The 25,379-nt window shown below is 66.6% G+C and carries 29 protein-coding genes; 18 read left to right on the top strand and 11 right to left on the bottom strand.

Going from position 1 to position 25,379, the window contains the following annotated elements; translation table 11 throughout:
• Positions 1 to 56: 56 nt before the first annotated feature.
• The 3 genes from hisF (at position 57) to coaA (ending at position 2,256) form a co-directional block, all read left to right on the top strand.
• Positions 57 to 851 carry an imidazole glycerol phosphate synthase subunit HisF gene (hisF, locus tag ACFOOL_RS05340; RefSeq protein ID WP_380095559.1) on the top strand — a complete coding sequence of 265 codons (795 nt, stop codon included), beginning with the start codon at positions 57 to 59 and terminating at the stop codon, positions 849 to 851.
• A 137-nt stretch (positions 852 to 988) separates the two neighbouring features.
• Positions 989 to 1,309 (top strand): phosphoribosyl-ATP diphosphatase, encoded by a 321-nt coding sequence (locus ACFOOL_RS05345; RefSeq protein WP_380095561.1) that lies wholly within the window; start codon positions 989 to 991, stop codon positions 1,307 to 1,309.
• Entirely contained in the window at positions 1,306 to 2,256 is a 951-nt protein-coding gene (gene coaA / locus ACFOOL_RS05350) for a type I pantothenate kinase (RefSeq protein ID WP_380095563.1), read from the top strand. The genes ACFOOL_RS05345 and coaA overlap by 4 nt, the downstream gene beginning before the upstream one ends.
• Here the strand turns inward: coaA and ACFOOL_RS05355 are convergent.
• Positions 2,253 to 2,603 (bottom strand): VOC family protein, encoded by a 351-nt coding sequence (locus tag ACFOOL_RS05355; RefSeq protein WP_380095565.1) that lies wholly within the window; start codon positions 2,601 to 2,603, stop codon positions 2,253 to 2,255. The two genes, coaA and ACFOOL_RS05355, sit on opposite strands and share 4 nt — an antisense overlap.
• Positions 2,604 to 2,728: 125 nt before the next feature.
• Between ACFOOL_RS05355 and dapB the strand changes: the two genes are divergently transcribed.
• Positions 2,729 to 3,538, top strand: a complete 810-nt coding sequence (gene dapB / locus ACFOOL_RS05360) for a 4-hydroxy-tetrahydrodipicolinate reductase (RefSeq protein WP_380095567.1) — start codon at positions 2,729 to 2,731, stop codon at positions 3,536 to 3,538.
• Positions 3,539 to 3,556: 18 nt separating this feature from the next.
• On the top strand, positions 3,557 to 4,171 hold the full coding sequence (locus ACFOOL_RS05365) for a 2,3-bisphosphoglycerate-dependent phosphoglycerate mutase (RefSeq protein WP_380095569.1): 615 nt from the start codon (positions 3,557 to 3,559) through the stop codon (positions 4,169 to 4,171).
• A gap of 78 nt (positions 4,172 to 4,249) precedes the next feature.
• On the opposite strand, the gene ACFOOL_RS05370 is transcribed toward ACFOOL_RS05365, so the two are convergent.
• Positions 4,250 to 5,119: a methylated-DNA--[protein]-cysteine S-methyltransferase gene (locus tag ACFOOL_RS05370; RefSeq protein ID WP_380095570.1), complete on the bottom strand. Its 870-nt coding sequence runs from the start codon at positions 5,117 to 5,119 to the stop codon at positions 4,250 to 4,252.
• Between the two features lie 99 nt (positions 5,120 to 5,218).
• Positions 5,219 to 5,698, bottom strand: coding sequence for a DUF2244 domain-containing protein (locus ACFOOL_RS05375; protein ID WP_380095572.1), 480 nt, complete (start codon positions 5,696 to 5,698; stop codon positions 5,219 to 5,221).
• A gap of 48 nt (positions 5,699 to 5,746) precedes the next feature.
• Here ACFOOL_RS05375 and nth point away from each other — a divergent pair, with 48 nt between their 5' ends.
• A complete protein-coding gene (nth, locus tag ACFOOL_RS05380) occupies positions 5,747 to 6,421 on the top strand; it encodes an endonuclease III (RefSeq protein ID WP_380095574.1) in 675 nt (224 codons plus the stop codon).
• Positions 6,422 to 6,424: 3 nt separating this feature from the next.
• On the opposite strand, the gene ACFOOL_RS05385 is transcribed toward nth, so the two are convergent.
• The gene (locus ACFOOL_RS05385; RefSeq protein WP_380095576.1) at positions 6,425 to 6,877 is read right to left on the bottom strand and encodes a DUF2214 family protein; all 453 of its coding nucleotides are present in this window, start codon (positions 6,875 to 6,877) and stop codon (positions 6,425 to 6,427) included.
• A 52-nt stretch (positions 6,878 to 6,929) separates the two neighbouring features.
• Between ACFOOL_RS05385 and ACFOOL_RS05390 the strand changes: the two genes are divergently transcribed.
• Positions 6,930 to 7,493, top strand: a complete 564-nt coding sequence (locus ACFOOL_RS05390; protein ID WP_380095578.1) for a TetR/AcrR family transcriptional regulator — start codon at positions 6,930 to 6,932, stop codon at positions 7,491 to 7,493.
• Positions 7,494 to 7,583: 90 nt separating this feature from the next.
• The gene (locus ACFOOL_RS05395) at positions 7,584 to 8,588 is read left to right on the top strand and encodes an adenosine kinase (RefSeq protein ID WP_380095580.1); all 1,005 of its coding nucleotides are present in this window, start codon (positions 7,584 to 7,586) and stop codon (positions 8,586 to 8,588) included.
• A 16-nt stretch (positions 8,589 to 8,604) separates the two neighbouring features.
• Here the strand turns inward: ACFOOL_RS05395 and pyrF are convergent, their stop codons facing one another.
• Positions 8,605 to 9,306 carry an orotidine-5'-phosphate decarboxylase gene (pyrF, locus tag ACFOOL_RS05400; RefSeq protein ID WP_380095582.1) on the bottom strand — a complete coding sequence of 234 codons (702 nt, stop codon included), beginning with the start codon at positions 9,304 to 9,306 and terminating at the stop codon, positions 8,605 to 8,607.
• Between the two features lie 73 nt (positions 9,307 to 9,379).
• On the bottom strand, positions 9,380 to 9,925 hold the full coding sequence (locus ACFOOL_RS05405; RefSeq protein WP_380095584.1) for an NADPH-dependent FMN reductase: 546 nt from the start codon (positions 9,923 to 9,925) through the stop codon (positions 9,380 to 9,382).
• Between the two features lie 123 nt (positions 9,926 to 10,048).
• On the opposite strand from ACFOOL_RS05405, the gene ACFOOL_RS05410 reads away from it, so the two are divergent.
• A complete protein-coding gene (locus ACFOOL_RS05410; protein WP_380095586.1) occupies positions 10,049 to 10,459 on the top strand; it encodes a VOC family protein in 411 nt (136 codons plus the stop codon).
• Positions 10,460 to 10,553: 94 nt separating this feature from the next.
• On the opposite strand, the gene dnaJ is transcribed toward ACFOOL_RS05410, so the two are convergent.
• Together dnaJ and dnaK are read right to left on the bottom strand one after the other, a co-directional pair.
• Positions 10,554 to 11,684 carry a molecular chaperone DnaJ gene (gene dnaJ / locus ACFOOL_RS05415; protein ID WP_380095588.1) on the bottom strand — a complete coding sequence of 377 codons (1,131 nt, stop codon included), beginning with the start codon at positions 11,682 to 11,684 and terminating at the stop codon, positions 10,554 to 10,556.
• 225 nt (positions 11,685 to 11,909) lie between these two features.
• Entirely contained in the window at positions 11,910 to 13,826 is a 1,917-nt protein-coding gene (dnaK, locus tag ACFOOL_RS05420) for a molecular chaperone DnaK (protein ID WP_380095589.1), read from the bottom strand.
• A gap of 229 nt (positions 13,827 to 14,055) precedes the next feature.
• Here dnaK and pabB point away from each other — a divergent pair, with 229 nt between their 5' ends.
• Together pabB and pncA are read left to right on the top strand one after the other, a co-directional pair.
• Positions 14,056 to 15,840, top strand: a complete 1,785-nt coding sequence (gene pabB, locus ACFOOL_RS05425; protein WP_380095591.1) for an aminodeoxychorismate synthase component I — start codon at positions 14,056 to 14,058, stop codon at positions 15,838 to 15,840.
• On the top strand, positions 15,830 to 16,465 hold the full coding sequence (gene pncA / locus ACFOOL_RS05430; RefSeq protein ID WP_380095593.1) for a bifunctional nicotinamidase/pyrazinamidase: 636 nt from the start codon (positions 15,830 to 15,832) through the stop codon (positions 16,463 to 16,465). Before pabB ends, pncA begins: the two co-directional genes overlap by 11 nt.
• A gap of 67 nt (positions 16,466 to 16,532) precedes the next feature.
• On the opposite strand, the gene grpE is transcribed toward pncA, so the two are convergent.
• Together grpE and hrcA are read right to left on the bottom strand one after the other, a co-directional pair.
• Entirely contained in the window at positions 16,533 to 17,126 is a 594-nt protein-coding gene (grpE, locus tag ACFOOL_RS05435; protein WP_380095595.1) for a nucleotide exchange factor GrpE, read from the bottom strand.
• Positions 17,127 to 17,188: 62 nt separating this feature from the next.
• Positions 17,189 to 18,274, bottom strand: a complete 1,086-nt coding sequence (gene hrcA, locus ACFOOL_RS05440; protein WP_380095597.1) for a heat-inducible transcriptional repressor HrcA — start codon at positions 18,272 to 18,274, stop codon at positions 17,189 to 17,191.
• Between the two features lie 141 nt (positions 18,275 to 18,415).
• On the opposite strand from hrcA, the gene rph reads away from it, so the two are divergent.
• The 3 genes from rph to hemW all read left to right on the top strand — a co-directional run bounded on the left by rph (position 18,416) and on the right by hemW (position 21,101).
• On the top strand, positions 18,416 to 19,132 hold the full coding sequence (gene rph / locus ACFOOL_RS05445; RefSeq protein WP_380095927.1) for a ribonuclease PH: 717 nt from the start codon (positions 18,416 to 18,418) through the stop codon (positions 19,130 to 19,132).
• Between the two features lie 40 nt (positions 19,133 to 19,172).
• A complete protein-coding gene (locus ACFOOL_RS05450) occupies positions 19,173 to 19,820 on the top strand; it encodes a non-canonical purine NTP pyrophosphatase (protein WP_380095599.1) in 648 nt (215 codons plus the stop codon).
• An 81-nt stretch (positions 19,821 to 19,901) separates the two neighbouring features.
• Positions 19,902 to 21,101 (top strand): radical SAM family heme chaperone HemW, encoded by a 1,200-nt coding sequence (gene hemW / locus ACFOOL_RS05455; protein WP_380095929.1) that lies wholly within the window; start codon positions 19,902 to 19,904, stop codon positions 21,099 to 21,101.
• Here hemW and ACFOOL_RS05460 read toward each other — a convergent pair.
• A complete protein-coding gene (locus tag ACFOOL_RS05460; RefSeq protein WP_380095600.1) occupies positions 21,098 to 22,270 on the bottom strand; it encodes a penicillin-binding protein activator in 1,173 nt (390 codons plus the stop codon). The two genes, hemW and ACFOOL_RS05460, sit on opposite strands and share 4 nt — an antisense overlap.
• Positions 22,271 to 22,382: 112 nt before the next feature.
• Between ACFOOL_RS05460 and rsmI the strand changes: the two genes are divergently transcribed.
• The 4 genes from rsmI to ACFOOL_RS05480 are packed head-to-tail and all read left to right on the top strand — an operon-like array spanning position 22,383 to position 25,224.
• Positions 22,383 to 23,294, top strand: coding sequence for a 16S rRNA (cytidine(1402)-2'-O)-methyltransferase (gene rsmI / locus ACFOOL_RS05465; RefSeq protein ID WP_380095602.1), 912 nt, complete (start codon positions 22,383 to 22,385; stop codon positions 23,292 to 23,294).
• A complete protein-coding gene (locus ACFOOL_RS05470; RefSeq protein ID WP_380095604.1) occupies positions 23,263 to 23,649 on the top strand; it encodes a YraN family protein in 387 nt (128 codons plus the stop codon). Before rsmI ends, ACFOOL_RS05470 begins: the two co-directional genes overlap by 32 nt.
• A 7-nt stretch (positions 23,650 to 23,656) precedes the next feature.
• A complete protein-coding gene (gene gshB, locus ACFOOL_RS05475; RefSeq protein WP_380095605.1) occupies positions 23,657 to 24,598 on the top strand; it encodes a glutathione synthase in 942 nt (313 codons plus the stop codon).
• The gene (locus ACFOOL_RS05480) at positions 24,598 to 25,224 is read left to right on the top strand and encodes a MarC family protein (protein ID WP_380095607.1); all 627 of its coding nucleotides are present in this window, start codon (positions 24,598 to 24,600) and stop codon (positions 25,222 to 25,224) included. The genes gshB and ACFOOL_RS05480 overlap by 1 nt, the downstream gene beginning before the upstream one ends.
• Positions 25,225 to 25,379 lie beyond the last annotated feature (155 nt).

Raw genomic sequence — 25,379 nt, forward strand, 5'->3', positions numbered from 1 at the left:
TCGCCAGATCCGGCATCGCAACTGGACCTGGCACTTCTATTGGACAAGGAACGCCCGTGAGCCTCAAGATCCGTATCATTCCGTGCCTCGATGTCGCCGGCGGCCGCGTCGTCAAAGGCGTGCGCTTCGTCGATCTGGTCGACGCCGGCGATCCGGTGGAAGCGGCCATGGCCTACGACGCGGCCGGGGCGGACGAATTGACCTTTCTCGACATCACCGCCAGCCATGAGGGCCGCGACACCATTTTCGACGTGGTGGCCCGCACCGCCGAGCATTGCTTCATGCCGGTGACGGTGGGCGGCGGCGTCAGGAGCATCGAGGATATCCGCAAGCTGCTCCTGGCCGGGGCCGACAAGGTGGCGATCAATTCCGCCGCCGTGACCGATCCCGATTTCATCGCCCGCGCCGCCGACAAGTTCGGCAATCAGTGCATCGTCGTCTCGGTCGATGCCAAAAGCCGGCCCGGCGCCGGGGAGGGGTGGGAAATCCACACCCATGGCGGCCGCCGGCCGACCGGCCTCGACGCGGTGGAGTTTGCCGTGAAGATGGCCGAGCGCGGCGCCGGCGAGTTGCTGGTCACCTCCATGGATCGCGACGGCACCCGCTCCGGCTTCGATCTCGCCCTCACCCGCGCCGTCGCCGATGCGGTGGAAGTGCCGGTGATCGCCTCGGGCGGCGTGGGCACGCTCCAGCATCTGGTCGAGGGGGTCACCCAGGGCCACGCCAGCGCGGTCCTTGCCGCCTCGATCTTCCATTTCGGCACCTTCACCATTCCCCAGGCCAAGCGGTACATGGCCGAGCATGGCATTCCCATGCGCATGGACTTCGCAGCCGGTCCGCAGGGCGGATGAATGGCTCCGGTGAAGCCGTGGAAGGCAAGAAGGCCCTGGGAGCGATGCCGGAATGATGGGCGGTCTGAGCCGAAGGTTGCAGGTTACGAAAGCGGCCGCATCGTGATTTATGGCACCCCAGCGGAGGGGACACACCGATGAACCTAGAAGAACTTGAAGCGCGCCTCGCTGAACGCGCCGCCGCTTCGCCCGAGGACAGCTACACCGCCCAGCTCATCGCCCGCGGCATCGGCAAGGCGGCCCAGAAACTGGGCGAGGAGGCCGTCGAGGCGGTGATCGCCGCCGTCACCGGCGATCGCGAGGAACTGGTCAAGGAAAGCGCCGATCTGCTTTATCACCTGCTGGTGGTGCTGCGCGCCGCTGGCGTGCCGCTCGCCGCGGTGATGGACGAGCTCGACGCCCGCACCGCAAGCTCGGGCCTTGCCGAAAAAGCCGCGCGCCGGGAGAAGCGCCGATGACGTCCCGTCCTGCGATCCTCGATCCCTACCGCCATTTCACCAAGGCCGAATGGAGCGAGCTGCGCAACGGCCAGCCCATGACGCTGACCGCGGCCGATATCGACCGGCTGCGTGCCCTTACCGACCCGATTTCCCTCGCCGAGGCCGAGGAGATCTACCTGCCGCTCTCGCGCCTGCTCGCCTATTACGTCGAGGCCATCCAGGGCCTGCACCGGGTGTCGTCGCGTTTTCTGCATGCGCCGGACGACAAGGTGCCGTTCATCATCGGCGTCGCCGGCTCGGTGGCGGTGGGCAAGTCCACCACCGCGCGCATCCTGCAGGCGCTGCTCAGCCGCTGGCCCTCGAGCCCCAAGGTCGATCTGGTCACCACCGACGGCTTCCTTTATCCCAACCGGGTTCTCGAAGAGCGCGGGCTGATGCAGCGCAAGGGCTTTCCTGAAAGCTATGACCGCGCCCGCTTCGTCGCCTTTCTCGCCGATATCAAGTCGGGCAAGGCCGGGGTGAGTGTGCCGGTCTATTCGCATCTGGTCTATGACGTGGTGCCGGGCGAGGAGGTGATCATCGACCGGCCCGACATCCTCATCGTCGAGGGTCTCAATATCCTCCAGCCCGGCGAATTGCCCAGCACCGGCGCCCCCATCCTGTTCGCCTCCGACTTCATCGATTTTTCCATCTATATCGACGCCGATGTCGAGGACCTGCGCGAGTGGTACATCACCCGCTTCTTCCGCCTGCGCGAAACCGCCTTCCGCGACCCCACCTCGTTTTTCCGTAAATTCTCGGAAATGAGCGAGCAGGAAGCGGGCGTCTTCGGCCGCAATGTGTGGGAGACCATCAACCTGCCCAACCTGCTCGAAAACGTGCTGCCCACCCGTGGGCGCGCCGATCTCATCCTCAAGAAGGGCGCCGATCACCGGGTGGAGGAGGTCAAGCTGCGCCGGCTTTAGTAGGTGCCCTGCTGCGGCTGGCTGAGGACGATCAGATTGCCGTCCGGATCGCGCAATTTGGCGGTCTTGAAGAAGTCGCCGATCGCCTTGGCGACCGGCTTGATGCCGTGCGTTTCCAGCCGCGCCAGTTCCTCCCCGATATCGTCGACGATCAAAAGGATCACGCTGGCGCCGGCCCGGTCCTCGTCGGTCATGACGTGGACCCAGCCCCCGCCCGGCAGCTTCCATTCGGCCACATCGGCCATGGGGCGGGCGTCGGCGGGGCGGCCGAACAGATATTCGTACCACACGAGGGATTGGCCGAGATCCTCAACGGCGAGGCCGGCCAGCACATTGGTCAGGGTCATGGGCGGGTCCGTTGTCCAGATATCGGCGAATCGTAGCACAGCCCGGCGGGCGGGCACCATGGTTGGCGGCACGGCCCGGCGCTGCTATTAGGCGGGAGGACATCTTGCCCCGGGAGTATTTCGGCATGACGCAGTTGCGCACCATCGTGGCGGGAGCCGGCGGCCGCATGGGCGCAGCCAATATCAGGGCCGTCGCCGCCCATCCCGACCTGGTGCTGGCCGGCGCGCTGGACCGGCCCGGGTCTCCCGCCATCGGCAGGGACGCCGGCAGCCTGGCCGGCATCGAGCCCCTGGACATTGCCGTGTCCGACGATCCGGCGGCGCTCGCGGCGACCGATGCTATCATCGATTTCACCGCCCCTGCCGCCAGCGTCGCCCTCGCCCGCCTCGCCGCCCGATACGGCCTCGTCCACATCATCGGCACCACCGGCTGTTCCGAGGCCGACGACGCCGCCATCGCCGAGGCGGGAACGCAGGGGGCGCGCATCGTCAAGTCGGGCAATTTCTCCCCCGGCGTGGTGGCCCTGGCCGCCCTGGTCGAACGGGCGGCGGCGGCGCTGCCCGATTACGACGCCGAAGTGCTGGAAATGCACCACAATCTCAAGGTCGACGCCCCCTCGGGCACGGCGCTGATGCTGGGCGAGGCGGTGGCGAAGGGCCGCGCGATCAGCCTCGCGGACCATTCGGTGCGCGTGCGCGACGGCCATACCGGCCCGCGCCAGGCCGGCACGATCGGCTTTGCCACGCTGCGCGGCGGCAATGTCATCGGCGATCACTCGGTGATCCTGGCCGGCCCCTCCGAGCGCATCGAACTGGTTCACCGCGCCCAGGACCGCACCATCTACGCCAACGGCGCCATCCGCGCCGCGCTCTGGGCCGCCCGGCAGCGAAAGGGCGTCTATTCCATGGCCGATGTGCTCGGCCTCAACGACTGAAACGGGAAGGTAAAAATAATGACCGGCACGCTGATCCTGGTCCGCCACGGCCAGAGCGAATGGAACCTCAAGAACCTGTTCACCGGCTGGCGCAATCCCGATCTTACCGAACAGGGCATCGAGGAGGCGCGCGCCACCGGCCGCGCCCTCAAGGCCGCCGGCATCCTGCCCGACCTCTACTACACCTCCGCCCTGCGGCGGGCCCAGCATACGCTGGACCTGATGCTGGAGGAGATGGGGATCGAGAACCTCACCATCACCCGCAACGTGGCGCTCAACGAACGCGATTATGGCGACCTGTCGGGTCTCAACAAGGACGATGCCCGCGCCAGATGGGGCGAGGAGCAGGTGCATGTCTGGCGCCGCTCCTATGACGTGCCCCCGCCGGGCGGCGAAAGCCTCAAGGATACGGCAGCCCGCACCCTGCCCTATTACGAGGCGGAAATCCTGCCCCGGCTCAAGCAGGGCAAGACCGCGCTGATCGCCGCCCACGGCAATTCGCTGCGCGCGCTGGTCATGGCCATCGAGGGCCTGAGCCCGGAGGAGATTCTCGCCCGCGAAATCGCCACCGGCGAACCCACGCTCTACCGCATCGGCCCGGACGGCAAGCTGGTCGAACGCGTGGTCCTTTAAGGCGTTTCACGCCCCACCCGGGGGCGTCCTCGCGCAAGCGGTAGTACAAGGCCCTCACGGATTCACGTGAAACCCTGCTCAGCGCGTAGCCGAGACCACGCCGGCCTCCCAGCCCAATATGGCGCGCTTGCGCGGCACGCCCCAGTGATAGCCGGTGAGGGCCCCCGAGGTGCCGATGACGCGGTGGCAGGGCACGACGAAGCTGATCGGATTCTTGCCCACGGCGGCGCCCACGGCGCGGGAGGCATTGGGCCGGCCGATCCTCTTGGCGACGCTGGCATAGGTCGTGGCCTCGCCGCAGGGGATTTCGAGCAGCGTCTCCCAGACCTTGACCTCGAAATCGGTGCCGATCAGCACCACCCGAACCGGCTGGGCGGCCGACCAGCGGGCGGGATCGAATATCCGGGCGGCGAGCGGTGCGACCCGCTTGTCGTCGCGGGTGAAACGCGCATTGGGCCAGCGCCTCGCCAGATCGGCGAATGCCGCCTCGACGCTCAGTTCCGCATCGGCGAAGCCCAGCCCCGAAAGGCCGTAATCGGTGGCGGTGATCACCGCCGTGCCGAAGGGCGAGGGCGCCGCGCCCCAGATCATGTCGATGCCCGCGCCCCCGGCCCGGAATATGCCGGGCGGCATGGCTTCATAGGTGACGAACAGATCGTGCAGGCGCGAGGTCGAGGACAGGCCCACCTCATAGGTGGTCTCGAGCACGCTCGCCCGGTCGCGCAGCAGGCTCTTGGCGTGGTCGAGCGCCACCGCCTGCGCGAAGCTCTTGGGCGACAGGCCGCACCAGCGCCGGAACAGATCGGTCAATTGCCGCTCGTTCATTCCCAGGGCGCGGGCGAAGCGGGCGAGGTCGGTGGTATCGGGGCCGTTCTCGCTCAGATAACGGATGGCGGCGCGGATGGCGTCATAGTCGCTGTCCGGCGCGATGCTGCGATATTGGTTCATGCCGGGACCTTTCCTGATGGGTCGTCCCTATGTAGGGCCCGGCCGGCCGCGAAGCGACCCGGAATTGACGCGCCGGAGAATGAAACGCGCGCTCGGACCTCAGGCGGCCTTGCGCGCCTGGCGCAACGCGGCGCCGAACGCCCTGGCGAAGCTCGCCTTTTCATCGGAGGAGAGGAACGGTCCCAGCTCGATTTCCTCCTCGCCATGGCGCAGCACCACGCCGACGGTGCGCTCATAGGCATCGCGCTCGAGCCGGAGGCGCAGAAATTTCGGTTCGAACCGGCGCAGCGAGCGGCTTCCGTCCGGGGCGGTGACGGCGATCTCGAGCTGGTCCTGCCACAGGGTCACCCGCTGGACCATCCGCCCGCGCCGCGCCTGGCGGATGCCGAAGGCGGTGAGCCCGCCCCCCGCCAGCCCATAGGCGACAAGGCCCGGCAGCAGGAATTCAGGGATGGCGACGAGAACCGGCGTGCCGATGATGGCGGCCAGGACAAGGCCGATCCAGCCGCCGGTCGCCCGCAGCGATCGATCGGGCCGCAGCGTGGCGGCGAACAGGGGTGTGGTGGTGGTGGCTTGCATCCGTCCGTCTCTTCCTCGAAATACTGACAGAGAATTGAGGCCGAGAGAATGGCAGGCACCAAAAAAGTGAAAAAACTGGGCAAGCAGGAGGTGGAGGCGATCTTTTCGCGCTTTGCCGAGATCGAGCCCGAGCCCAGGGGCGAGCTCGATTACCTCAATGCCTTCACCCTGCTGGTGGCGGTGGTGCTCTCCGCCCAGGCCACCGATGCGGGGGTCAACAAGGCCACCAAAAAACTGTTCGAGCTCGCGCCCTCTCCCGCCGCCATGGTGGCGCTGGGGATCGAGCGCATCACCGAACTGATCCGCACCATCGGCCTTTATCGCGGCAAGGCGAAGAACGTCTTCGCGCTGTCCCAGATCCTTATCGAGCAGCATGGCGGCGAGGTGCCGGGGGATCGCGCTTCCCTCGAGGCGCTGCCGGGCGTGGGGCGCAAGACCGCCAATGTGGTGCTCAATATCTGGTTCAAGCAGCCTACCATCGCCGTCGACACCCATCTGTTCCGCGTCGGCAACCGTACCGGTCTCGCCCCCGGCAAGACCCCGCTCGAAGTGGAAAAAGCCCTGCACCGCGTCGTGCCCGAGCGGTTCATGCTCCATGCCCATCACTGGCTGATCCTGCATGGCCGCTATATCTGCAAGGCTAGGAAGCCCGAGTGCTGGCGCTGCCCCATCGCGCAATGGTGCCTGTTCGAGCCGAAAACGCCCCTCCCCGGGCGCGGATGATCCCTAGCTGCCGTAACCGCGCGCCATCGCCGCGGCGAAGACGGGGATGAGGAGCAGCGCGCCGGCCTGCAGATGGATGAAGCGGCGGCTGGCGGCGATTTCCTTCGCCGGCGGTTCGTAGCCTTGCACGTCCTTCGAAGCATCGCGCCAGCGACGGATGCTGAGAGTGGGCGGAATGGTGAGGAGACCCATGATGAGGAAGGCCGCCATCTTTCCCCAGAAGGCGTGATTGCCCCAATAATAGCCTGCGTCCACCGCGCCGAAGAAGATCCGGCACAGCCCCACCGCCACCACCAGCGCCGCCGTGGCGCCATAGGCGGCATCGAGCCGTGCCAACTGCGCGAGGCGCGGCCCGGCAAGGCCGGGCCGGACCAGTGCGAATTCGGCGGCGAAGACCGCCACCAGCGCGAACACCGCCAGATGATGCGCCGCCGCCAGGAACAGGTCCCAATCCATGCTCCGGGCCTCCATGTTGACATCGCTTACATGATCCGCGCATATGTGAGCGATGTCAACATCGCGCAATCATCCCTATCATCACGGCAATCTGCGCCAGGCCCTGCTCGAGGCGGCACTGGTCATCCTGGAGCGCGAGGGCGAGGCCGGGCTCGCCCTGCGCGACCTGGCGCGGGCCGTCGGCGTTTCTCCGGCGGCGCCCTATCGTCATTTCGACGGCAAGGCGGCCCTGCTGGAGGCGCTGGCGGTTACCGGTTTCCAGCGTTTCACCGCCCGCATGGAGGATGTGGCCAAAGCGGGATTTGACGATCCCATGGCGGCGATGGGCAAGACCTATGTGCTCTTCGCGCTGGAAAACGCCAATCTCTTCCGCCTCATGTTCTCGCCCCGGCTCAGGAAAAACGGCCGGCCCGGCCTGCGCATGGCGGCCGACGCGGCCTTCGACACGCTGCGCCACATCGCAGGGGCGGACGTGCGGGCGGCGGGCCGTATCAAGGCGCTGGCCGCCTGGGCCAGGGTGCATGGCCTCGCCGTGCTGCTGCTCGACGGCCAGATCGCCCTTCGCGCCGGCGAGGACACCGAGGCGCTGATCGCCGAGATCGTCGGGGGGCTGTGACCCGGGCCCGGGGGGCAAGCGAGATTGCCCCGCGGCGAGCGATGCTCTAAACCCGCTGACGGCCCTTTTCCAACCCGGACCGTTTCCTTCATGACCCAGACCCGCTTCGACGTGCTGACCATCGGCAATGCGATCGTCGACATCATCGCCCCGGTCGAGCCCGGCTTCATCGAGCGCGAAGGCATGCAGAAGGGCATCATGCACCTGATCGAGACCGATCGGGCCGAGGAGCTCTACGCCAAGATGCCGCCGGACCGGCAGCAGATTTCGGGCGGCTCGGCCGCCAATACCGCCGCCGGCGTCGCCTCGCTGGGCGGCCGCGCCGCCTTTGTGGGCAAGGTGGCGGCCGATCCGCTGGGCGATGTCTTCGCCGCCGATCTCACCGGAATCGGCGTCCACTACGCCACCACGCCGCTGCAAGACGGCGCGCTCACCGCCCGCTCGATGATCTTCCTGTCCGAGGACGGCGAGCGCACCATGAACACCTATCTGGGCGCCTGCCATCAGCTCACCGAGGCCGATATCCATGCCGACGAGATCGGCGGCGCCGCCATCACTTATATGGAAGGCTTTCTGTGGGATCCGGTCGAGGCCAAGAAGGCCTTCGTCAAGGCCGCCCATTACGCCCATCGGGAGGAACGGGCCGCCGCCTTCACCCTCTCGGACCCGTTCTGCGTCGATCGCTACCGCGCCGAATTCCTCGACCTCATCCGCTCGAAGACCGTCGACTACGTCTTCGCTAATATCCATGAGCTGAAATCGCTCTACCAGACCGATGATCTGGGCGCGGCGGTGCGCGAGATCGCCAGGGATGCCGAGGTAGCGGCCATCACCATGGGGGCCGACGGCGCCATGGCGGTGTTCAATGGCGAGGTCGTCTCGGTGCCGGCCTTTCCGGTCGACAAGGTGGTGGACGCCACCGGGGCGGGAGATCTGTTCGCCGCCGGCTTCCTCTTGGGCATGGCGCGCGGCCAGACCATGGACGCGTCGCTGCGCACCGGGTGCCTGGCCGCCTCGGAAGTGATTTCCCATATCGGCGCCCGTCCCCAGCTCGACCTCGAGGACCTGTCGCGCCGGCATGGCCTCGTCGGCTGAGGCGCTGCCCCTCGCCTCAGGCGAAGCTCGTCCGCTTCCCCGCCATCTCGGCCAGGATCGCCCGAGCGGCCGCGCCCGGATCGGGCGCCTCGACGATGGGCCGGGCTACCACCAGATGGGTGGCGCCCGCCGCCAGCGCCTCGGCCGGGGTCATGGCGCGCTTCTGGTCGCCCATGGCGCTGCCGGCGCGGCGGATGCCCGGGGTGACGATGGCCGGTTTCGGTCCCATGATGGTGCGCACCATCTCGGCCTCGTGCGGCGAGGCGACGACACCGCCGATCCCGGCCTCGCGCGCCTGCTGGGCGCGCAGCGCCACCAGTCCCGCCGCGTCCCGCTCATAGCCGGCCTCCCTGACGTCATTGTCGTCCATGGAGGTGAGCACGGTCACCCCCAGCACGCAGAGCCCGGAGCCCGCCGCACCCCGCATGGCGGCGCGCATGGTGCGCGGATAGGCGTGGATGGTCAGCATGGTGGCGCCGGTCGCGGCGATGGCGGCCACGCCCTTTTCCACCGTATTGTCGATGTCGAGCAGCTTGAGGTCGAAGAACACCTTCTTGCCGGCCCGGAGCAGTTCCTTGCCCAGGGCGAAGCCGTCGGCGCCGTAAAAGCACTGATAGCCGATCTTGTAGAAATCCACGCTATCGCCCAGCGCGACGACGATTTCCTCGGCCCGGGCGCGCGTCGAAACGTCGAGACCCACGATCAACTGGCCGGCCATGGTCTCTCTCCCGCTGCTGCAACCGGCACTCGCCTAGACCAATTCCACCGCAGCGGCAAGCGGCGCGACGATCCTAGCCCCGGCTGAAATGCGTCAGCTCGTGCACGATCTGGTCGACCTTGCGGATGATGGCCGGTTCGACCGGATTGCCATTCGCGTCGAACGCCTCTTCGGCCGGGCCGATGCCGAGCAGGGTCGGCACCACCAGCGTCCCCACCTTGGTCAGCGATTCGCGCAAATGGCTCAGCCCCCAGATGGTGCCGTATTTGCCCGAGCTCACCCCGCCTATGCCGAACACCGCGTGGCGGAAGGGGCTGGGGCGCTGGCGCGACAGCCAGGTGACCGTGTTGACCAGCAGCGGGCTCAGCCCGCCATTATATTCCGGGCTGGCGATGAAGACGATGTCGTGGCTGCGCCAGAGCTCGGCCAGCCGGCCCGCCGCCTCGGGCACCCGGTCCGGCTCGAAATCCTCGTTGAAGACCGGCATGGGAAAATCCCCGAGGTCGATTTCCCGTATCTCCACTCCGGCTTCGGCCAGCTTGCGGCCGACATGCTGCTGCAGCACGCGGTTATAGGACCCCTTGCGGATGGACCCCGAAAGGGTGAGCGCCGTCTTCATTTCAACTCCCGGATCGAATGCGTGTCGAAATTGGCCCGGCCCGCTCGTCTAGGCAAGAGCATCGGCTGCATGGCCATCCATGGCGCAGCCTTCACGCGACGGCTTAACCAAAGGGAGCCAAACATGTCCACGATGATCTTCGTCAATGTCCCGGTCCGCGACCTCGCCGCCTCCATGGCCTATTACAAGGCGCTGGGCTTCGAGCACAATCCGCAGTTCACCGACGAGACCGCCGCCTGCATCGTCATTAGCGACACCATCTACGTGATGGTGCTGACCCACGCCAAGTTCAGGGAATTCTCGCCGCTGCCCATCCCCGATGCCAAAAAGGAAGTGCAGGCGCTCTATGCGCTGTCGCGCGACAGCCGCGAAGCGGTGGACCGTATCGCCGAGGCGGGCCTCGCGGCCGGCGGCAGCGAGACCAGGCCGGCACAGGATCTGGGCTTCATGTATTCGCGCGCCATCGCCGATATCGACGGCCATGTGTGGGAATATCTGTGGATGGACATGAGCGCCGAGCCGCCGGCGGAATGAGGCGGCGCGGGCCTCCCCGCCACTCGGGCATGGCCTTCGTGGCCTTGAGCCCTCAAATCGCCCCACCGGGGCGATTTGGCGCGTGGCGCCGGGCTCAAGCCTCGAACATTTTCTTGAGCTTGTCGAAAAAGCCGCCCGAGGTGGGGCTGGTTTCCTCGGTTTCCAGCCGCGCGAATTCTTCCAGCAATTCGCGCTGCCGGCGCGACAGGTTCTGCGGCGTTTCGATGTCGAGCTGCACGTAGAGGTCGCCCACATCCTTGGAGCGCAGCACCGGCATGCCCTTGGCCTTGAGGCGCACCCGCTGGCCGGGCTGGGTACCGGCCGGCACCTTCACCTTGGCCCGTCCATTGTCGAGCGTGGGCACCTCGAATTCCCCGCCCAGCGCCGCCGTCGTCATGGCGATGGGCACGCGCGCGTAAAGATCGGCGCCATCGCGCTGGAACAATTGATGCGGGCGGATGGAAACGAAGATGTAAAGATCGCCGGGCGGTCCGCCCCGCAGGCCCGCCTCGCCCTCATTGGCGAGGCGGATGCGGGTGCCGTCCTCGATGCCTTTGGGGATGTCGACCGAGAGCTTGCGATGCTGCTGCCGCCGGCCCTGCCCGCCGCAATCGGTGCAGGGCTGGTCCATCATCTGGCCCCGGCCCTGGCAGACCGGACAGGTGCGCTCGATGGTGAAGAAGCCCTGCGCCGCGCGCACCTTGCCGTGGCCGTTGCACTGCCGGCAGGTATGGGTGCCGGTGCCCGGCTTGGCGCCCGAGCCCTCGCAGGTGTCGCAGGCGGCCAGGGTCGGCACGTCGATCTCGACGGTGCGGCCCTCGAAACTTTCCTCGAGGTCGATTTCGAGATTATAGCGCAGGTCGGAGCCGCGCATCCGTGCCGCGCCGCCCCCGCCCCGGCGGCCCCCGCCCATGAAATCGCCGAAGATATCCTCGAAGATATCGGACATGGAGGAGGTGAATTCCGGGCCGAACCCGCCGCCGGGCCGCCCCCCGCCATTTTCGAAGGCGGCATGGCCGAACCGGTCATAGGCCGCGCGCTTTTGCGGGTCCTTGAGCGTGTCATAGGCCTCGTTGATTTCCTTGAACCGGCTTTCCGCCTCGCCATTGCCCGGATTGCGATCGGGATGGAACTGCATGGCGAGCTTGCGATAGGCACTCTTGAGGGCCGCGTCGCCGGCGCCCTTCTGGCAACCGAGAACCTCGTAGAAGTCGCGTTTGGCCAAGGTGGTCTGTCTCCTGGGTCGCGCCGGTCAGGATCGTCGCGCTGGACTGAAATGAACAAAGCCGGCACGGCCGGCATCTTTTTCCGCATATGGGCAGGCGCGCGCCTCTTAGCAAGGGTGAATGGCCCGATCAACCGCCACGGATTCACGTGGAACATTTCGAGCCCCCGCGCAAACGAAAAGCCCCGGCGTTTCCACCGGGGCCTCATCTTCATCGGGCCAGGATTACGCCGACTTCTTGTCGTCGTCGTCGCTGTCCTTGACCTCCTCGAAATCGGCATCGACCACATCGTCGTCGGTTTCGGCGGCGCCGCTGGCCTTGGCTTCGGCTTCTTCCTGGCTGGCCTTGTACATGGCCTCGCCCAGCTTCATCGAGGCCTCGGCCAGGGTCGAGGTCTTTTCCTTGATGGCTTCGGCGTCATCGCCCTCCAGCACCGATTTGAGATCGGCGATGGCGGTCTCGATGGCGGCCTTGTCCTCGGCCGAAACCTTGTCGCCATAGTCCTTGAGCGACTTTTCGGTCGAATGGATCAGCGATTCGCCCTGGTTCTTGGCTTCCACCGCCTCGCGCTTCTGCTTGTCGGCTTCGGCATTGGCCTCGGCGTCCTTGACCATCTGCTCGATATCGGCGTCCGACAGCCCGCCCGAGGCCTGGATGCGGATCTGCTGCTCCTTGCCGGTGCCCTTGTCCTTGGCCGAGACGTTGACGATGCCGTTGGCGTCGATGTCGAAGGTCACCTCGATCTGCGGCACGCCGCGCGGCGCGGGGGGAATGCCCGCCAGGTCGAAATTGCCCAGCAGCTTGTTGTCCGCCGCCATTTCGCGCTCGCCCTGGAAGACGCGGATGGTCACCGCGCTCTGGTTGTCCTCGGCGGTCGAGAAGGTCTGGCCCTTCTTGGTCGGGATGGTGGTGTTGCGGTCGATGAGGCGGGTGAACACGCCCCCCAGGGTCTCGATGCCCAGCGAGAGCGGGGTCACGTCGAGCAGCAGCACGTCCTTGACGTCGCCCTGCAGCACGCCGCCCTGGATGGCCGCGCCCAGCGCCACCACCTCGTCAGGGTTGACGCCCTTGTGCGGGTCCTTGCCGAAGAGCTGCTTGACCGCTTCCTGCACCTTGGGCATGCGGCTCATGCCGCCCACCAGCACGACCTCGTCGATCTGGCTGGCCGAAACCCCGGCATCCTTCATCGCCTGCTTGCACGGCTCGATGGTGCGGGCGATCAGCTCTTCCACCAGGCTTTCGAGCTTGGAGCGCGAGAGCTTGAGGGTCAGGTGCTTGGGGCCGGAGGCGTCGGCGGTGATGAAGGGCAGGTTGATTTCGGTCTGGGTCGCGCTCGACAGCTCGATCTTGGCCTTTTCCGCCGCTTCCTTGAGGCGCTGCAGAGCCAGCTTGTCGGTGCGCAGGTCGATGCCCTGCTCGCGCTTGAACTCGTCGGCGAGATAGTCGACGAGGCGCATGTCGAAGTCCTCGCCGCCCAGGAAGGTGTCGCCATTGGTCGACTTCACCTCGAACACGCCATCGCCGATCTCGAGGATGGAAATGTCGAAGGTGCCGCCGCCCAGGTCATAGACCGCGATGGTGCCGTGGTTCTTCTTGTCGAGGCCATAGGCAAGCGCCGCCGCGGTGGGCTCGTTGATGATGCGCAGCACTTCGAGGCCGGCGATGCGGCCGGCGTCCTTGGTGGCCTGGCGCTGGCTGTCGTTGAAATAGGCCGGCACGGTGATGACGGCCTGGGTCACGGTCTCGCCCAGATAGCTCTCGGCGGTCTCCTTCATCTTCTGCAGGATCATCGCCGAAATCTGGCTGGGCGAATATTTCTCGCCCCCCGCCTCGACCCAGGCGTCGCCATTGTCGGCGGCCACGATCTTGAAGGGCACGAGGTTCTTGTCCTTGGCCACGACCTTGTCGTCGTAGCGGCGGCCGATCAGGCGCTTGACCGCGAACAGGGTGTTTTCGGGATTGGTGACCGCCTGGCGCTTGGCCGGCTGGCCCACCAGCCGCTCGCCGTCCTTGGAAAAGGCGACCATGGAGGGCGTGGTGCGCGCGCCTTCCGCATTTTCGATGACCTTGGGATTGCTGCCGTCCATCACGGCCACGCAGCTATTGGTGGTACCCAGGTCGATACCGATGACTTTAGCCATTATTTCTGCCTCTCTTTCAGCGAACCCGACATGAAGCCCTCTTGAGCAAAAGCAGCTTCGCGGCCCAGCCGGGCCCGGGTCCCTCGTAGGTTTGATCCGTGCCCCTTTCGGAGCCTGGGGCGTATATAGGGGGGTGCGCACGGGGCTTCAAGCGCGCGTCTCGGCTGTTTTGGCTCCTTCCGGGTGAAGGGCGATTCCAAGCGGCGCGGAAATTTCATAAGAAGGCGCCATGTTCACCTCCGGCACCGTGCTGCTGCACGACAATCGCGATCCTCAGGGCCAGAATCTGCTCTTTGCCGCCCCGCGCGAGGTGCTGGTGGCGCATGAGGCGGCCGAAGCCCGGCTGGCGTTGCGGCGCCTTGCCGAAGCGGGCCGCGAGGGGTTTTGGGCGGCGGGCTATCTCGCCTATGAGCTGGGCTTTCTGTTCGAGGAGCGCTTGGGGGACCTGCTGCCCGCCCGCAGCGCCACGCCATTGCTGTGGTTCGGGCTCTACGACGCGCCGGAGCGGATGGAGCCTGCGGCGGTCGCCGCCCTGCTGGCCGCCGCGCCCGAGGGCAGGGCCACCGCGATCGAGCCCGTTCTCGATCCCGCCGCCTATGGCGAGGCATTCGCGCAGGTGCAGGAACTGATCGCCGCCGGCGACGTCTATCAGGTCAATCTCACCATGAAGGCGCGCTTCCGGCTCGAAGGCGACGTGCTGGGGCTCTACCGCACGCTCGCCGCCAGCCAGCCCGTCGCCTATGGTGCGCTCATCCATGCCGGCGATCATGTCGTCCTCTCCCGCTCGCCCGAGCTGTTCGTCGCCGGCACGGGCGCGCTGTTGCGGGCCAGGCCGATGAAGGGCACGCTGAAGCGCGCGCCCATCCCGGCCGACGACGAGGCCAGCCGCGCCGCCCTCGCCGCCGATGTCAAGAACCGCGCCGAGAACCTGATGATCGTCGATCTCTTGCGCAACGATTTGGGCCGCATCGCCGAGACCGGTTCGGTGCGGGTGACGGACCTGTTCACCGTCGAGACCTATCGCAGCCTCCACGCCATGACCTCGGGCATAGAGGCGGTGAAAAAGCCCGGAACTGGGATCGTCGCGGTGCTGGAAAATCTCTTTCCCTGCGGCTCGGTCACCGGCGCGCCCAAGTTGCGCGCCATGGAAATCATCCATGCGCTGGAAGCCGGCCCCCGCGGCCTTTATACCGGCTCGATCGGCTATATCGCCCCGAACGGCGATTTCGCCTTCAACGTCGCCATCCGCACCGCCATCATCGCTTCGGACGGCCGGGGCGAGATCGGCATCGGCGGCGGCATCGTCGCCGACAGCCGCCTCGACGCGGAATATCAGGAGGCCCTGCTCAAGTTGAATTTCCTCGCCGATCCGGCCCCGCCGGTCACCCTGATCGAGACGCTGAAATGGTCCGCCGAAACCGGCTATGTGCTGCTCGAGCGCCATCTCGACCGCCTCGCGGCCTCCGCCGCCTATTTTGCCCTCGACCCACGCGGCGACGCGGTGAAGCGGCGTTTGGAGGCGGCGGCGCAGGGCTGGACCGGGCCGATGCGCGTCCGTCTCACCCTGTCCGATGCCGGCATCGAGCTCACCGCGACGCCCCTGCCGCCCGCTCCGGCGCATTTCCGCTTCGCCCTGGCGGCCGAGCCGCTCGATTCGGGTTCGGTCTGGCTGGCCCACAAGACCACCAACCGCGCTTTTCTCGATGCGCCGCGCCAGCGCGCCCAGGAGGCGCTGGGGGTGGATGAAGTGGTTTTTCGCAATGAGCGCGGCGAACTGACCGAGGGCTCCTTCACCTCGCTCTTCATCCGGCTCGACGGGCGCCTCCTCACCCCGCCGCTCGCCGCGGGCCTCCTGCCCGGCACGTTGCGGGCCGAATTCATCGCCACCGGCCAGACCGAGGAACGCGTCCTCACCCTTGCCGATCTCGAGGACGCCGAGGCAATCTTCCTGGGCAATTCCGTGCGCGGCCTCCTCCGCGCCCAATGGGTAAGGACCAATCAAGATGACAATTGAGATCGCTCCCGAGGACGTGCTGGTCGTCGTCGACATGCAATACGACTTCCTGCCGGGCGGCAGCCTGGCGGTTGCCGGCGGCGACGAGATCGTGCCGCTGGTCAATGCGCTGGCGAAAAAATTCACCCATGTCGTCCTCACCCAGGACTGGCATCCGGCCGATCATGTTTCCTTTGCCAGCCAGCATGAGGGCAAGGCGCCCTTCCAGACCATCGAACTGGAATACGGCACCCAGGTGCTCTGGCCCGACCACTGCGTCTGGAACAGCCATGGCGCCGAACTGAGCGCCGAACTCGATATTCCCCACGCCCAGCTCATCATCCGCAAGGGTTATGACCGGGCCATCGACTCCTATTCGGGCTTTCAGGAGGCGGATCGCCAGACCCTGACCGGGCTGGCCGGCTATCTGGGCGAACGCGAGGCCGGGCGGCTCTATATCGTGGGCCTCGCCACCGATTTCTGCGTCGCCTGGACCGCCATCGACGGCGCCGCCGGCGGCTTCGACGTTACCGTGATCGAGGACGCCACCCGCGCCATCGACACTGGCGGGTCGCTGCAACAGGCCTGGGCGGACATGAAGGACGCCGGGGTGGAACGGATCATGAGCCGGCAGATCCTGGGCTGAGCAGCAGGACCAAATCCAAGAAAAAGGGCGCCATCGGCGCCCTTTTTATATCGCGAAAAGCCGGAAATCAGGCGCTCTTGTCCACGCCTTCGGCGCCGTTGGCGGCGGGCGCCGCAGCCGGGCCGCCCTTGGCGACGCCCACCATTGCGGGCCGCAGCACGCGCTCGCCGATCTCGAAGCCCTCCTGCACCACCTGGACCACCGTGCCCTCGGGCACTTCGGTATTGGGCACCTCGAACATGGCCTGGTGCTTGTGGGGATCGAATTTCCGGCCCGCCGATTCGATCTGCTTGACACCATGCTTGGCCAGCAGGCGCTGCGTCTCGCGTTCGGCCAGCTCGATGCCCTCGATGAGGCTTTTGAGCGTGCCGTCCGCCGCCTCGCGCGCATCCTGCGGGATCACCAGCAGCGCCCGGTTGAGCGCGTCGGTGGCGCTCAGCATGTCGCGGGCGAAACCGGCAATGGCGTAGGAGCGCGTATCGGCGACGTCGCGTTCATTGCGCTTCCGGAGATTTTCCATCTCGGCGATGGTGCGCAGCAGCTTGTCCTTGAGGTCGGCATTCTCGGTCCTGAGCGCCTCGACGGGGTCGACTTCGGGCGTCTCGGTTTCCGGCAGCTCGGTTTCCGGCGTTTCGCCCTGGGCGGCGTTTTCGTCGCTCATCTGGTCTTTATCCGTTGATAGGGAAAAATCTGCCCCGCATATCGGCTAGACGGCGTCAATATTCAAGTCTTCCCGCCACGCTTGCGCGCCATCATCGCGGAAATGACATTGGCGGTATAGTCCACCACCGGCACGATGCGGGCATAATTGAGCCGCGTCGGGCCGATGACGCCGAGCACGCCCACGATCCGGTCATTGGCGTCCTTGTAGGGCGAGAGAATCACCGAGGAACCGGACAGCGAAAACAGCTTGTTCTCCGAGCCGATGAAGATGCGCACGCCCTGCGCCCGCTCCGCGTCGCCCAGAAGGTCGAGCAGCCCGTCCTTGCTTTCCAGCTCGTCGAACAATTGCCGCATCCGGGCCAGCTCGTCGCTGGCCATGGCGTCGTTGATCAGATTGGCCCGCCCGCGCACGATCACCGTGGGCGTGGCGTCGCCGCTCGTGGTCAGGGTGGCGATGCCCGCCTCCACGAGGCGCTGGGTCAGCTCGTCCAGTTCCGCCCGCTGCTCGGCCCGGCGCTCGCCGAGCACCCGCCGCGCCTCCGAGAGCGTGCGCCCCACCACGTAATTGGCGAGATAGTTGCTCGCCTGGGTCAGCGCACTGGCCGTATAGCCGGGCGGCAGCTCGAGCACGCGGTTTTCCACCTGCCCGTCCTCGCCGACGAGGATGGCCATGGCCCGCGTCGCGTCGAGCCGCACGAATTCGATGTGCCGGAGCACCATGTCGGCCTTGCTGGCGATGACCACGCCCGCGCCGTGGCTGAGGCCGGACAACAGCGAGGAGGCCTCGGTGAGCAGGTCCTCCACCTGCCCGCGCTCCGCGGTGCCCTCGATATGGCGGGCAATGGTGCTGCGCTCGGTCTCGTCCACCTTCCCCACTTCCAGCATGGCGTCGACGAAGAACCGCAGGCCCTGCTGGGTCGGGGCGCGGCCCGCCGAAGTGTGCGGGGCCGCGATCAGCCCCAGATCCTCGAGATCCGCCATCACATTGCGGACCGAGGCCGGCGAGAGTTCCACCTGCAACAGCCGCGACAGGTCGCGCGAGCCCACCGGCATGCCGGTGTCGAGATAGCGCTCCACCAGCCGCCGGAAAATGTCCTGGCTGCGGCTGTTGAGCACGGAGAGGAAGTCTTCGGCCGGCCTGGTCATGGTGGTTTTGAATAAACTCTTCGGCTTTAACCCTGCTCCTTCATTTAAGCCCTTCCTCCCCGCCCGCCAAGCGGGCGGCGCTTGTGGCCCGGCCCGAGGAGGGTTAAGAGGCGGTTAATGTCAACGACAAGTGGAACCACCATGCGGCCGTCCGGACGAGAGCCCTCGCAGATGCGGGCGGTGACCATAGAGCGCAATGCCGCGATGAAGGCCGAAGGCTCCTGCCTCGTCGCTTTCGGCGACACCAAGGTGCTGTGCACCGCCTCGGTGGAAACCACGGTTCCCGGATGGCTGCGCGGCAAGGGCAAGGGCTGGGTCACCGCCGAATACGGCATGCTGCCCCGCGCCACCGGCACCCGCACCCGCCGCGAGGCCGCTTCCGGCCGGCAATCGGGGCGCACCCAGGAAATCCAGCGCCTGATCGGGCGCTCCCTGCGCGCCGTGGTCGATCTCGAGGCGCTGGGCGAAGTCCAGATCACCCTCGATTGCGACGTGCTCGAAGCCGATGGCGGCACCCGCACCGCCGCCATCACCGGCGCCTATGTGGCGCTCGCCGATGCCATAGGCTGGATGGAGGCGAGGCAATTGACCAGAGGCAAGGTGCTAAGGGATTCGGTGGCGGCGATTTCCTGCGGCATTTATCGCGGCACCCCGGTGCTCGACCTCGACTATCTCGAGGACGTCGAGGCCGAGACCGACGCCAATTTCGTCATGACCGGATCGGGCAAATTCGTCGAGATCCAGGGGACCGCCGAGGGCGCACCCTTCGATCGCGCCGAATTGAACAGCCTCATGGGCCTGGCCGAACAGGGCATCGGCGAATTGACCCTGATGCAGAAATCGGCCCTGGGCGCATGATTTTTTTTGCAATTAGGCCCCCCTCCGAGGGAGCTGGCAGATGACCGCCATCCCCCGCCTCCGCGCCGGCGACCGCCTGGTCATCGCCACCCACAATGCCGGCAAGCTGCGGGAATTCCGCGAGCTGTTCGAGCCCTTCGGGCTGATCCTGGTGTCGGCGGGCGAACTGGGCCTGCCCGAGCCGGAGGAAACCGGCACCACCTTTGCCGAAAACGCCCGCACCAAGGCCCATGCCGCCGCCCGGGGCGCCGACATGCTGGCGCTCTCGGACGATAGCGGCCTGTGCGTCGAGGCGCTGGGGGGCGATCCGGGCGTCTATACCGCCGACTGGGCCGGCATGCCCCGCGATTTCAACCGGGCCATGAAGCGGGTGGAGGACGCCTTGCAGGCGGCCAACGCCACCTCCCCAGCGCTGCGCCGCGCCTATTTCAACGCCACCTTGTGCCTGGCTCATCCCGATGGACGCGACGTGCTCTATGTGGGACGCTGCGATGGCACGCTGGTCTGGCCGCCGCGTGGCGATCAGGGCCATGGTTATGATCCCATGTTCATGCCCGATGGCCATGACACCACTTTCGGCGAAATGGCGGCCGCGGTGAAGCATTCATGGTCCCCGGGGGAAAACGGCCTTTCCCACCGCGCCCGCGCCTTCGCGCAATTCGTGGAGAACCAGATCGATCATGGGTGATCTTTTGGTCATGGGCCCCGCTGTCTCGGTCCTCGGCATTGCCGGGCTTGTCCCGGCAATCCAGCGATGCCGCCGCGCACCGTGGACCAGCGGGACAAGCCCGGCGGTGGCGGGGGACTTGCGGCCATGACCACCCCCAACGATCTTTTCGGGGTCTATGTCCACTGGCCCTTCTGCGCAGCCAAATGCCCCTATTGCGATTTCAATTCCCACGTCCATCGCGGCCCCTTCGACGAGGAGGCTTTCGTCGAGGGCTATAAGCGCGAGATCGCCCATATGGCCGCGCTGGCCCCGGGCCGGCTGGTGCAATCGGTGTTTTTCGGCGGTGGCACGCCCTCGCTGATGTCGCCACAGGCCGTCGGCGCCATTCTCGATGCCATTGCTGGGGCCTGGCAGGTCGATCCCGGGGCCGAGGTCACCCTCGAGGCCAATCCCACCAGCGTCGAGGCCGACCGCTTCCGCGGTTTCCGCACCGCCGGGGTCAACCGGGTGTCGCTGGGCGTGCAATCGCTGCGCGACAAGCCGCTGGCCGAACTGGGCCGCCGCCACAGCGTCGACGAGGCCGTCGCGGCGGTGCGCCTGGCTCAGTCCATTTTCGAGCGCTCCAGCTTCGATCTCATCTATGCCCGTCCCAGGCAGACGCTGGAGGATTGGGAAGACGAGCTCAAGGAGGCCCTGTGGCTGGCGCGCGGCCATGTCAGCCTCTACCAGCTCACCATCGAGCAGGGCACGCGCTATTACGACCTGTTCAATGCCGGCAAGCTGAAGCTGCCCGACGAGGACCTGGCCGCCGATTTCTACGAGCTGACCCAGGAGCTGACCGCCTCGGCCGGCATGCCCGCCTATGAGATTTCCAATCATGCCGTGCCCGGCCAGGAAAGCCGGCACAACATGCTCTATTGGCGCTATGGCGAATATGCCGGCATCGGTCCGGGCGCCCATGGCCGGTTGCTGGTCAATCACCAGCGTCATGCCACCGCCACCGAGCGCATGCCCTTCGACTGGCTGAAGCGGGTGGCGGCCGATGGCCATGGCATGACCACCGACGACATCCTCACCTGGGAGGAACAGGGCGACGAATTCCTCGTCATGGGCCTCAGGCTCAAGGAAGGCATCTCGCCGTCCCGCTTCATGGCCATTTCCGGCCGCGGCATCTCCGAGCGCCAGATCGAGACCCTCAAGGGTTACGGCTTCGTCGAAACCCTGCCCAACGGCAATATCCGCGTCACCGACAAGGGCTTTCCGGTGCTGGACGCCGTGGTCGCGGATCTGGCGGCCTAAAGCTCGGCTCCCTCCACCGTCGTGGCGCCGCCTGCACCGAGCTTGCGGATCACCAGCGCGTAATCGCTGCGGCCATTGGCGTGGAAGCGAAAAAGCCCATCGCGCCCGGCAAAGCCGGACGGGCTGGTGAGAAGGGCCGCATCATAGGGCGGATTGGCGAGCGAGAGCGTGTTCACATTGGCCAGAATGGTCGCCGTATAGGCGATGGTGGCCATTGGCGGCGGCGGCGTGCCGAACCGGGCCTGATATTCCCCGGCAATGGCATTGCGCCCCGCCTCGTCCACTGCCGGAAAGATCGCGCCCGCCAGCGCCGGATTGGCGGCAAGCCCCGGATCGTTGGCCCAGTCGGCCGAGCCCACCAGCACCAGTTCGTCCCCGACACCCGATTGCACGAGCAGCGTGGCGAAATTCGCCGCCGTTCCCCGGTCGGGAATGAACAGCGCGTCGATCATGCCGCGCTCGATCAGCGGCCTGGCCTGATCGACGATCTGCGGCGCCTCGCTCGGATCGGAAAAGGTATAGACGGCGCTGGGCGAAAAGCCGGCGGCGACGGCCTGCTGGCGAAAGGCGGTCGCCAGCGCCTCGCCATAGGGCGTCGCCGGAAAGATGCCGGCCGGTCCGCGCCTCCCCGCTTCGCGCAGATAGGTCAGCGCCCGCTTCATTTCTGTGTCCGGCAGGACGTTGAGCACATAGACGCCCGGCCCGGCGACGCTGCCATTATTGGCAAAGCCGATCAGCGGCACCTGGGCGGCCTGCGCCACATTGCCCGCCGCCGCGACCTCTTCTGCCGTCACCGGTCCCAGGATCAGCTTCGCGCCTTCGGCCAGCGCCGCATTGGCGGCCTGGGCCGCGCCGCTGGCGCTCGAGCCGGTATCGCGCAGCGAGACGGTGATGTTCTCCCCGATATTGGGATTGGTCTCGATGAAATCGATGGCCAATCTGCTGGCATTGGCCAGTCCACGGCCGAGCTGGGCAAGGGTCGGGTCGCCCGAAAGCGGCAGCAACAGCGCCACCGGCACCGGCCCGCGTCCGAATCGCTCCGCCGGCAGCGTTGGACCCGTTCCGCCCGGGGCGGCATTTGTGTCCCCGTCCTCACCCCAGGGCAGGGTCAGGGTGCGCGAGCCGAGCTGGAACGATCCTCCCGAACAGGCCGCAAGCAGCCCGGCCATCCCGGCAATGGCCGAGCGGCGTGTCCAGCTGGCGGTTTTATCCCCAAGTGCCACGAGATGCGGTCCGAAATGCTCACGATGTGCTAACAAGGTGACCCTGCAAGGTTAAGCAATGCTTGAAAGGGCAAGGCACGAGATGGAAGACGAGCGCCGCGACTATTTCCTGGCCGGCACCCGCTTCGAGGCACCGCCCCTGGCGCCGGGGCTTTACGTGGTGGCCACCCCTATCGGCAATCTGCGCGACATCACCCTGCGCGCCCTCGAAACCCTCGCCGCCGCCGATCTGATCCTGTGCGAGGACACCCGCACCTCCTCCCGCCTGCTCGATCACTATGGCATCAAGGGAAAAAGACAGGCGTTTCATGAGCATAACGAACGCGAACGGGCGGGGGACATTGCCCGGCGCATCGAAGGCGGCGCCGCCATCGCGCTGATTTCCGACGCCGGAACGCCGCTGCTTTCCGATCCCGGCTTTCCGCTCGTGCGGGGTCTGGCCGAGCAGAACCTGCCGGTCTTTCCCATCCCCGGCGCCTCGGCACTGCTCGCGGCGCTGGTGGTGGCGGGCCTGCCCACCGATGCCTTCTGCTTTCACGGCTTCCTGCCGGCCAAGGCCGGCGCCCGGACCAACGCCTTGAAAAAACTCGTCGATTCACGTGAAACACTGCTGTTCTACGAATCCCCCCGCCGTCTCGGCGCCAGCCTCGCTGCCATGAACGAGGTCTTCGGTCCCCGCCAGGCCGTGGTGGCGCTGGAGCTGACCAAACGGTTCGAGCGCACCCATCGCGGCACGCTCGACGACCTGGCGACCCATCTGGCCGCCGCCGAGACCAAAGGCGAAGCGGTGATCGTTATCGCCGGTGCCACCCAGGCCGACGCCCCCGCCCCCGCCGATTGGCAGGCGGCGCTGAAAGGCGCCATGGACGGGCAGCCGCTGCGCGCCGCCGTCGACGAGATCGCCGCGCGCTTCGGCCTCAAGCGCAAGGATGTCTACGATGCCGCGCTCGCGCTCAAGCCCCGGGACTGAGCGGCGCCTTGCGGCCCAGCGCAGCGGCGGCCGCGGCGAGGCGCTGGCGGCGCTGTTCCTGCAAATGAGGTTTTACCGCATCCGCGACCGGCGCTTCAAAACGCCGGTGGGAGAAATCGATCTCGTGGCCGAAAAGGGCGATGCCATCGTCTTCGTCGAGGTGAAGACTCGCCTGCGCCCGGGCGACGAGGCCATGGCGCTCGAAGCGGTCAATCGCGCCCGCATCGTCCGCGCGGCGCAGTACTGGCTCGCCCGCCATCCGGCCGAAAACGGCCGGGATTTCCGCTTCGACGTGATTTTCCTTGCACCCCGGCGCTGGCCGCGCCATCTCATCAACGCCTTTCCCGCTTTCTGAGGGTTCCATGTCGCTCAAAGTCGCCGTCCAGATGGACCATGTCGCCACCATCAATCCGCTGGGCGATTCCACCTTTGCCCTGATGCTGGAAGCGCAGGCGCGCGGACATGCGCTCCTGCACTACACGCCCGATACCTTGTCGCTGCAGGGCGACGTGGTCTCGGCCCTGGCCGCCCCGATTCGCGTTTTCGACAAGCCCAAGGGCGAACACTATACGCTCGGCGAGGCCACGCGCATCGATCTGTCCACCCAGGATGTGATCCATATGCGCCAGGATCCGCCCTTCGACATGAACTATATCACGCTCACCCATCTGCTCGAGCGCCTCCATCCCCAAACGCTGGTGGTCAATCCGCCCGCCGCCGTGCGCAACGCGCCCGAAAAGATCCTGGTCACCGAATTTCCCGACCTTATGCCGCCGACCCTGGTGACGCGCGACCGCGAGGAAATCCATGCCTTCCGCAAGGAGCATGGCAATATCATCGTCAAGCCGCTTTACGGCAATGGCGGGGCCGGCGTCTTCTTCATCCAGGAGGGCGACCACAATCTGGCGAGCCTGCTCGAGCTGTTCGAGGTCAATTACCGCGAACCCTTCATGATCCAGAAATATCTGCCGGACGTGCGCCAGGGCGACAAGCGCATCATCATCGTCGATGGCGAGCCGGTCATGGGGCTCAACCGCATTCCCGCCGATGGCGAGGCGCGCTCCAACATGCATGTGGGCGGCCGGCCCGAGCTCTCCCCGCTCACCGAACGCGAGTTCGAGATCTGCGCCGCCATCGCCCCGGCGCTCAAGGAACGCGACATGATCTTCGTCGGCATCGACGTCATCGGCGGCTACCTCACCGAGATCAACGTCACCTCGCCCACGGGCATCCGCGAAATCAAGCGTTTCGGCGGCCCAGACATCGCGGTGATGATCTGGGACGCCATCGAGCGGCGGCGGTGATGAACACCTTCCTCGTGGCCTTCGCGACGCTCTTCGCCACGGTAGGCGTCGCCGATATCGCCTTTCTCTTCGCCGCGCTGACCAAGGACAACACCCCGGCGCAGCGCCGCGTCTTCGCGACGCGCGGCGTCCTGGTGGCGCTGGCCATCCTCTTGTTCTTCGCCTTTCTGGGCAATTCCATCCTCGACCTGTTCGGCATCACCATTCCGGCGCTGCGCACGGCGGGCGGCGTGCTGCTGCTGCTCATCGCCATCGACATGGTCTTCGCCCGTCATTCAGGCGGCACCGGCACCACCGACGAGGAGGAAATCGAGGCGCGCCAGAGCCATGATATCTCGGTCTTTCCCCTCGCCATGCCGCTCATGGCCGGGCCCGGCGCCATCAGCGCCGTCATCCTGCTGACCACCGGCGCCCGGACCGATCTCGACTTCTGGCTGGTCCTCGCCGCTATCGTGGCGATCCTGGCGCTGGCCTGGCTCACCCTGCTGATCGCCATTCCCATCCAGAGACTGCTCGGCCTTACCGGACTTTCGGTGGTTTCGCGCGTCGTGGGCATATTGCTGGCGGCGCTGGCGGTGCAGTTCGTCTTCGATGGCATCGCGGCCAGTGGCCTTTTGGCCTCCTGACGGCCTGCCTCATATATGCATCGAATTGCACCTTTAAGCATGTCTTTACCCTGGCATTGACCCCTGGGGTCCGGGGGAGCAGACATGCGGAACCGTCCGGTTTCGAAGGGTCCGTCCGATGCGTATTGCCGCTGCGCTGGTTCTGCTCATCTTCG

Origin of the sequence: Devosia honganensis (genome assembly GCF_042648785.1) — a bacterium.
In the GTDB taxonomy this organism is placed as follows: domain Bacteria; phylum Pseudomonadota; class Alphaproteobacteria; order Rhizobiales; family Devosiaceae; genus Devosia; species Devosia honganensis.

What these genes read in the sequence shown, in the direction of transcription:
- ACFOOL_RS05345 (WP_380095561.1), top strand. Translation starts at nt 989, where the DNA reads ATGAACCTAGAAGAACTTGAAGCGCGCCTCGCTGAACGCGCCGCCGCT.
- coaA (WP_380095563.1), top strand. Translation starts at nt 1,306, where the DNA reads ATGACGTCCCGTCCTGCGATCCTCGATCCCTACCGCCATTTCACCAAG.
- ACFOOL_RS05355 (WP_380095565.1), bottom strand. Translation starts at nt 2,603, where the DNA reads ATGACCCTGACCAATGTGCTGGCCGGCCTCGCCGTTGAGGATCTCGGC.
- dapB (WP_380095567.1), top strand. Translation starts at nt 2,729, where the DNA reads ATGACGCAGTTGCGCACCATCGTGGCGGGAGCCGGCGGCCGCATGGGC.
- ACFOOL_RS05365 (WP_380095569.1), top strand. Translation starts at nt 3,557, where the DNA reads ATGACCGGCACGCTGATCCTGGTCCGCCACGGCCAGAGCGAATGGAAC.
- ACFOOL_RS05370 (WP_380095570.1), bottom strand. Translation starts at nt 5,119, where the DNA reads ATGAACCAATATCGCAGCATCGCGCCGGACAGCGACTATGACGCCATC.
- ACFOOL_RS05375 (WP_380095572.1), bottom strand. Translation starts at nt 5,698, where the DNA reads ATGCAAGCCACCACCACCACACCCCTGTTCGCCGCCACGCTGCGGCCC.
- nth (WP_380095574.1), top strand. Translation starts at nt 5,747, where the DNA reads ATGGCAGGCACCAAAAAAGTGAAAAAACTGGGCAAGCAGGAGGTGGAG.
- ACFOOL_RS05385 (WP_380095576.1), bottom strand. Translation starts at nt 6,877, where the DNA reads ATGGATTGGGACCTGTTCCTGGCGGCGGCGCATCATCTGGCGGTGTTC.
- ACFOOL_RS05390 (WP_380095578.1), top strand. Translation starts at nt 6,930, where the DNA reads ATGTCAACATCGCGCAATCATCCCTATCATCACGGCAATCTGCGCCAG.
- ACFOOL_RS05395 (WP_380095580.1), top strand. Translation starts at nt 7,584, where the DNA reads ATGACCCAGACCCGCTTCGACGTGCTGACCATCGGCAATGCGATCGTC.
- pyrF (WP_380095582.1), bottom strand. Translation starts at nt 9,306, where the DNA reads ATGGCCGGCCAGTTGATCGTGGGTCTCGACGTTTCGACGCGCGCCCGG.
- ACFOOL_RS05405 (WP_380095584.1), bottom strand. Translation starts at nt 9,925, where the DNA reads ATGAAGACGGCGCTCACCCTTTCGGGGTCCATCCGCAAGGGGTCCTAT.
- ACFOOL_RS05410 (WP_380095586.1), top strand. Translation starts at nt 10,049, where the DNA reads ATGTCCACGATGATCTTCGTCAATGTCCCGGTCCGCGACCTCGCCGCC.
- dnaK (WP_380095589.1), bottom strand. Translation starts at nt 13,826, where the DNA reads ATGGCTAAAGTCATCGGTATCGACCTGGGTACCACCAATAGCTGCGTG.
- pabB (WP_380095591.1), top strand. Translation starts at nt 14,056, where the DNA reads ATGTTCACCTCCGGCACCGTGCTGCTGCACGACAATCGCGATCCTCAG.
- pncA (WP_380095593.1), top strand. Translation starts at nt 15,830, where the DNA reads ATGACAATTGAGATCGCTCCCGAGGACGTGCTGGTCGTCGTCGACATG.
- grpE (WP_380095595.1), bottom strand. Translation starts at nt 17,126, where the DNA reads ATGAGCGACGAAAACGCCGCCCAGGGCGAAACGCCGGAAACCGAGCTG.
- hrcA (WP_380095597.1), bottom strand. Translation starts at nt 18,274, where the DNA reads ATGACCAGGCCGGCCGAAGACTTCCTCTCCGTGCTCAACAGCCGCAGC.
- rph (WP_380095927.1), top strand. Translation starts at nt 18,416, where the DNA reads ATGCGGCCGTCCGGACGAGAGCCCTCGCAGATGCGGGCGGTGACCATA.
- ACFOOL_RS05450 (WP_380095599.1), top strand. Translation starts at nt 19,173, where the DNA reads ATGACCGCCATCCCCCGCCTCCGCGCCGGCGACCGCCTGGTCATCGCC.
- ACFOOL_RS05460 (WP_380095600.1), bottom strand. Translation starts at nt 22,270, where the DNA reads ATGGCCGGGCTGCTTGCGGCCTGTTCGGGAGGATCGTTCCAGCTCGGC.
- rsmI (WP_380095602.1), top strand. Translation starts at nt 22,383, where the DNA reads ATGCTTGAAAGGGCAAGGCACGAGATGGAAGACGAGCGCCGCGACTAT.
- ACFOOL_RS05470 (WP_380095604.1), top strand. Translation starts at nt 23,263, where the DNA reads ATGCCGCGCTCGCGCTCAAGCCCCGGGACTGAGCGGCGCCTTGCGGCC.
- gshB (WP_380095605.1), top strand. Translation starts at nt 23,657, where the DNA reads ATGTCGCTCAAAGTCGCCGTCCAGATGGACCATGTCGCCACCATCAAT.
- ACFOOL_RS05480 (WP_380095607.1), top strand. Translation starts at nt 24,598, where the DNA reads ATGAACACCTTCCTCGTGGCCTTCGCGACGCTCTTCGCCACGGTAGGC.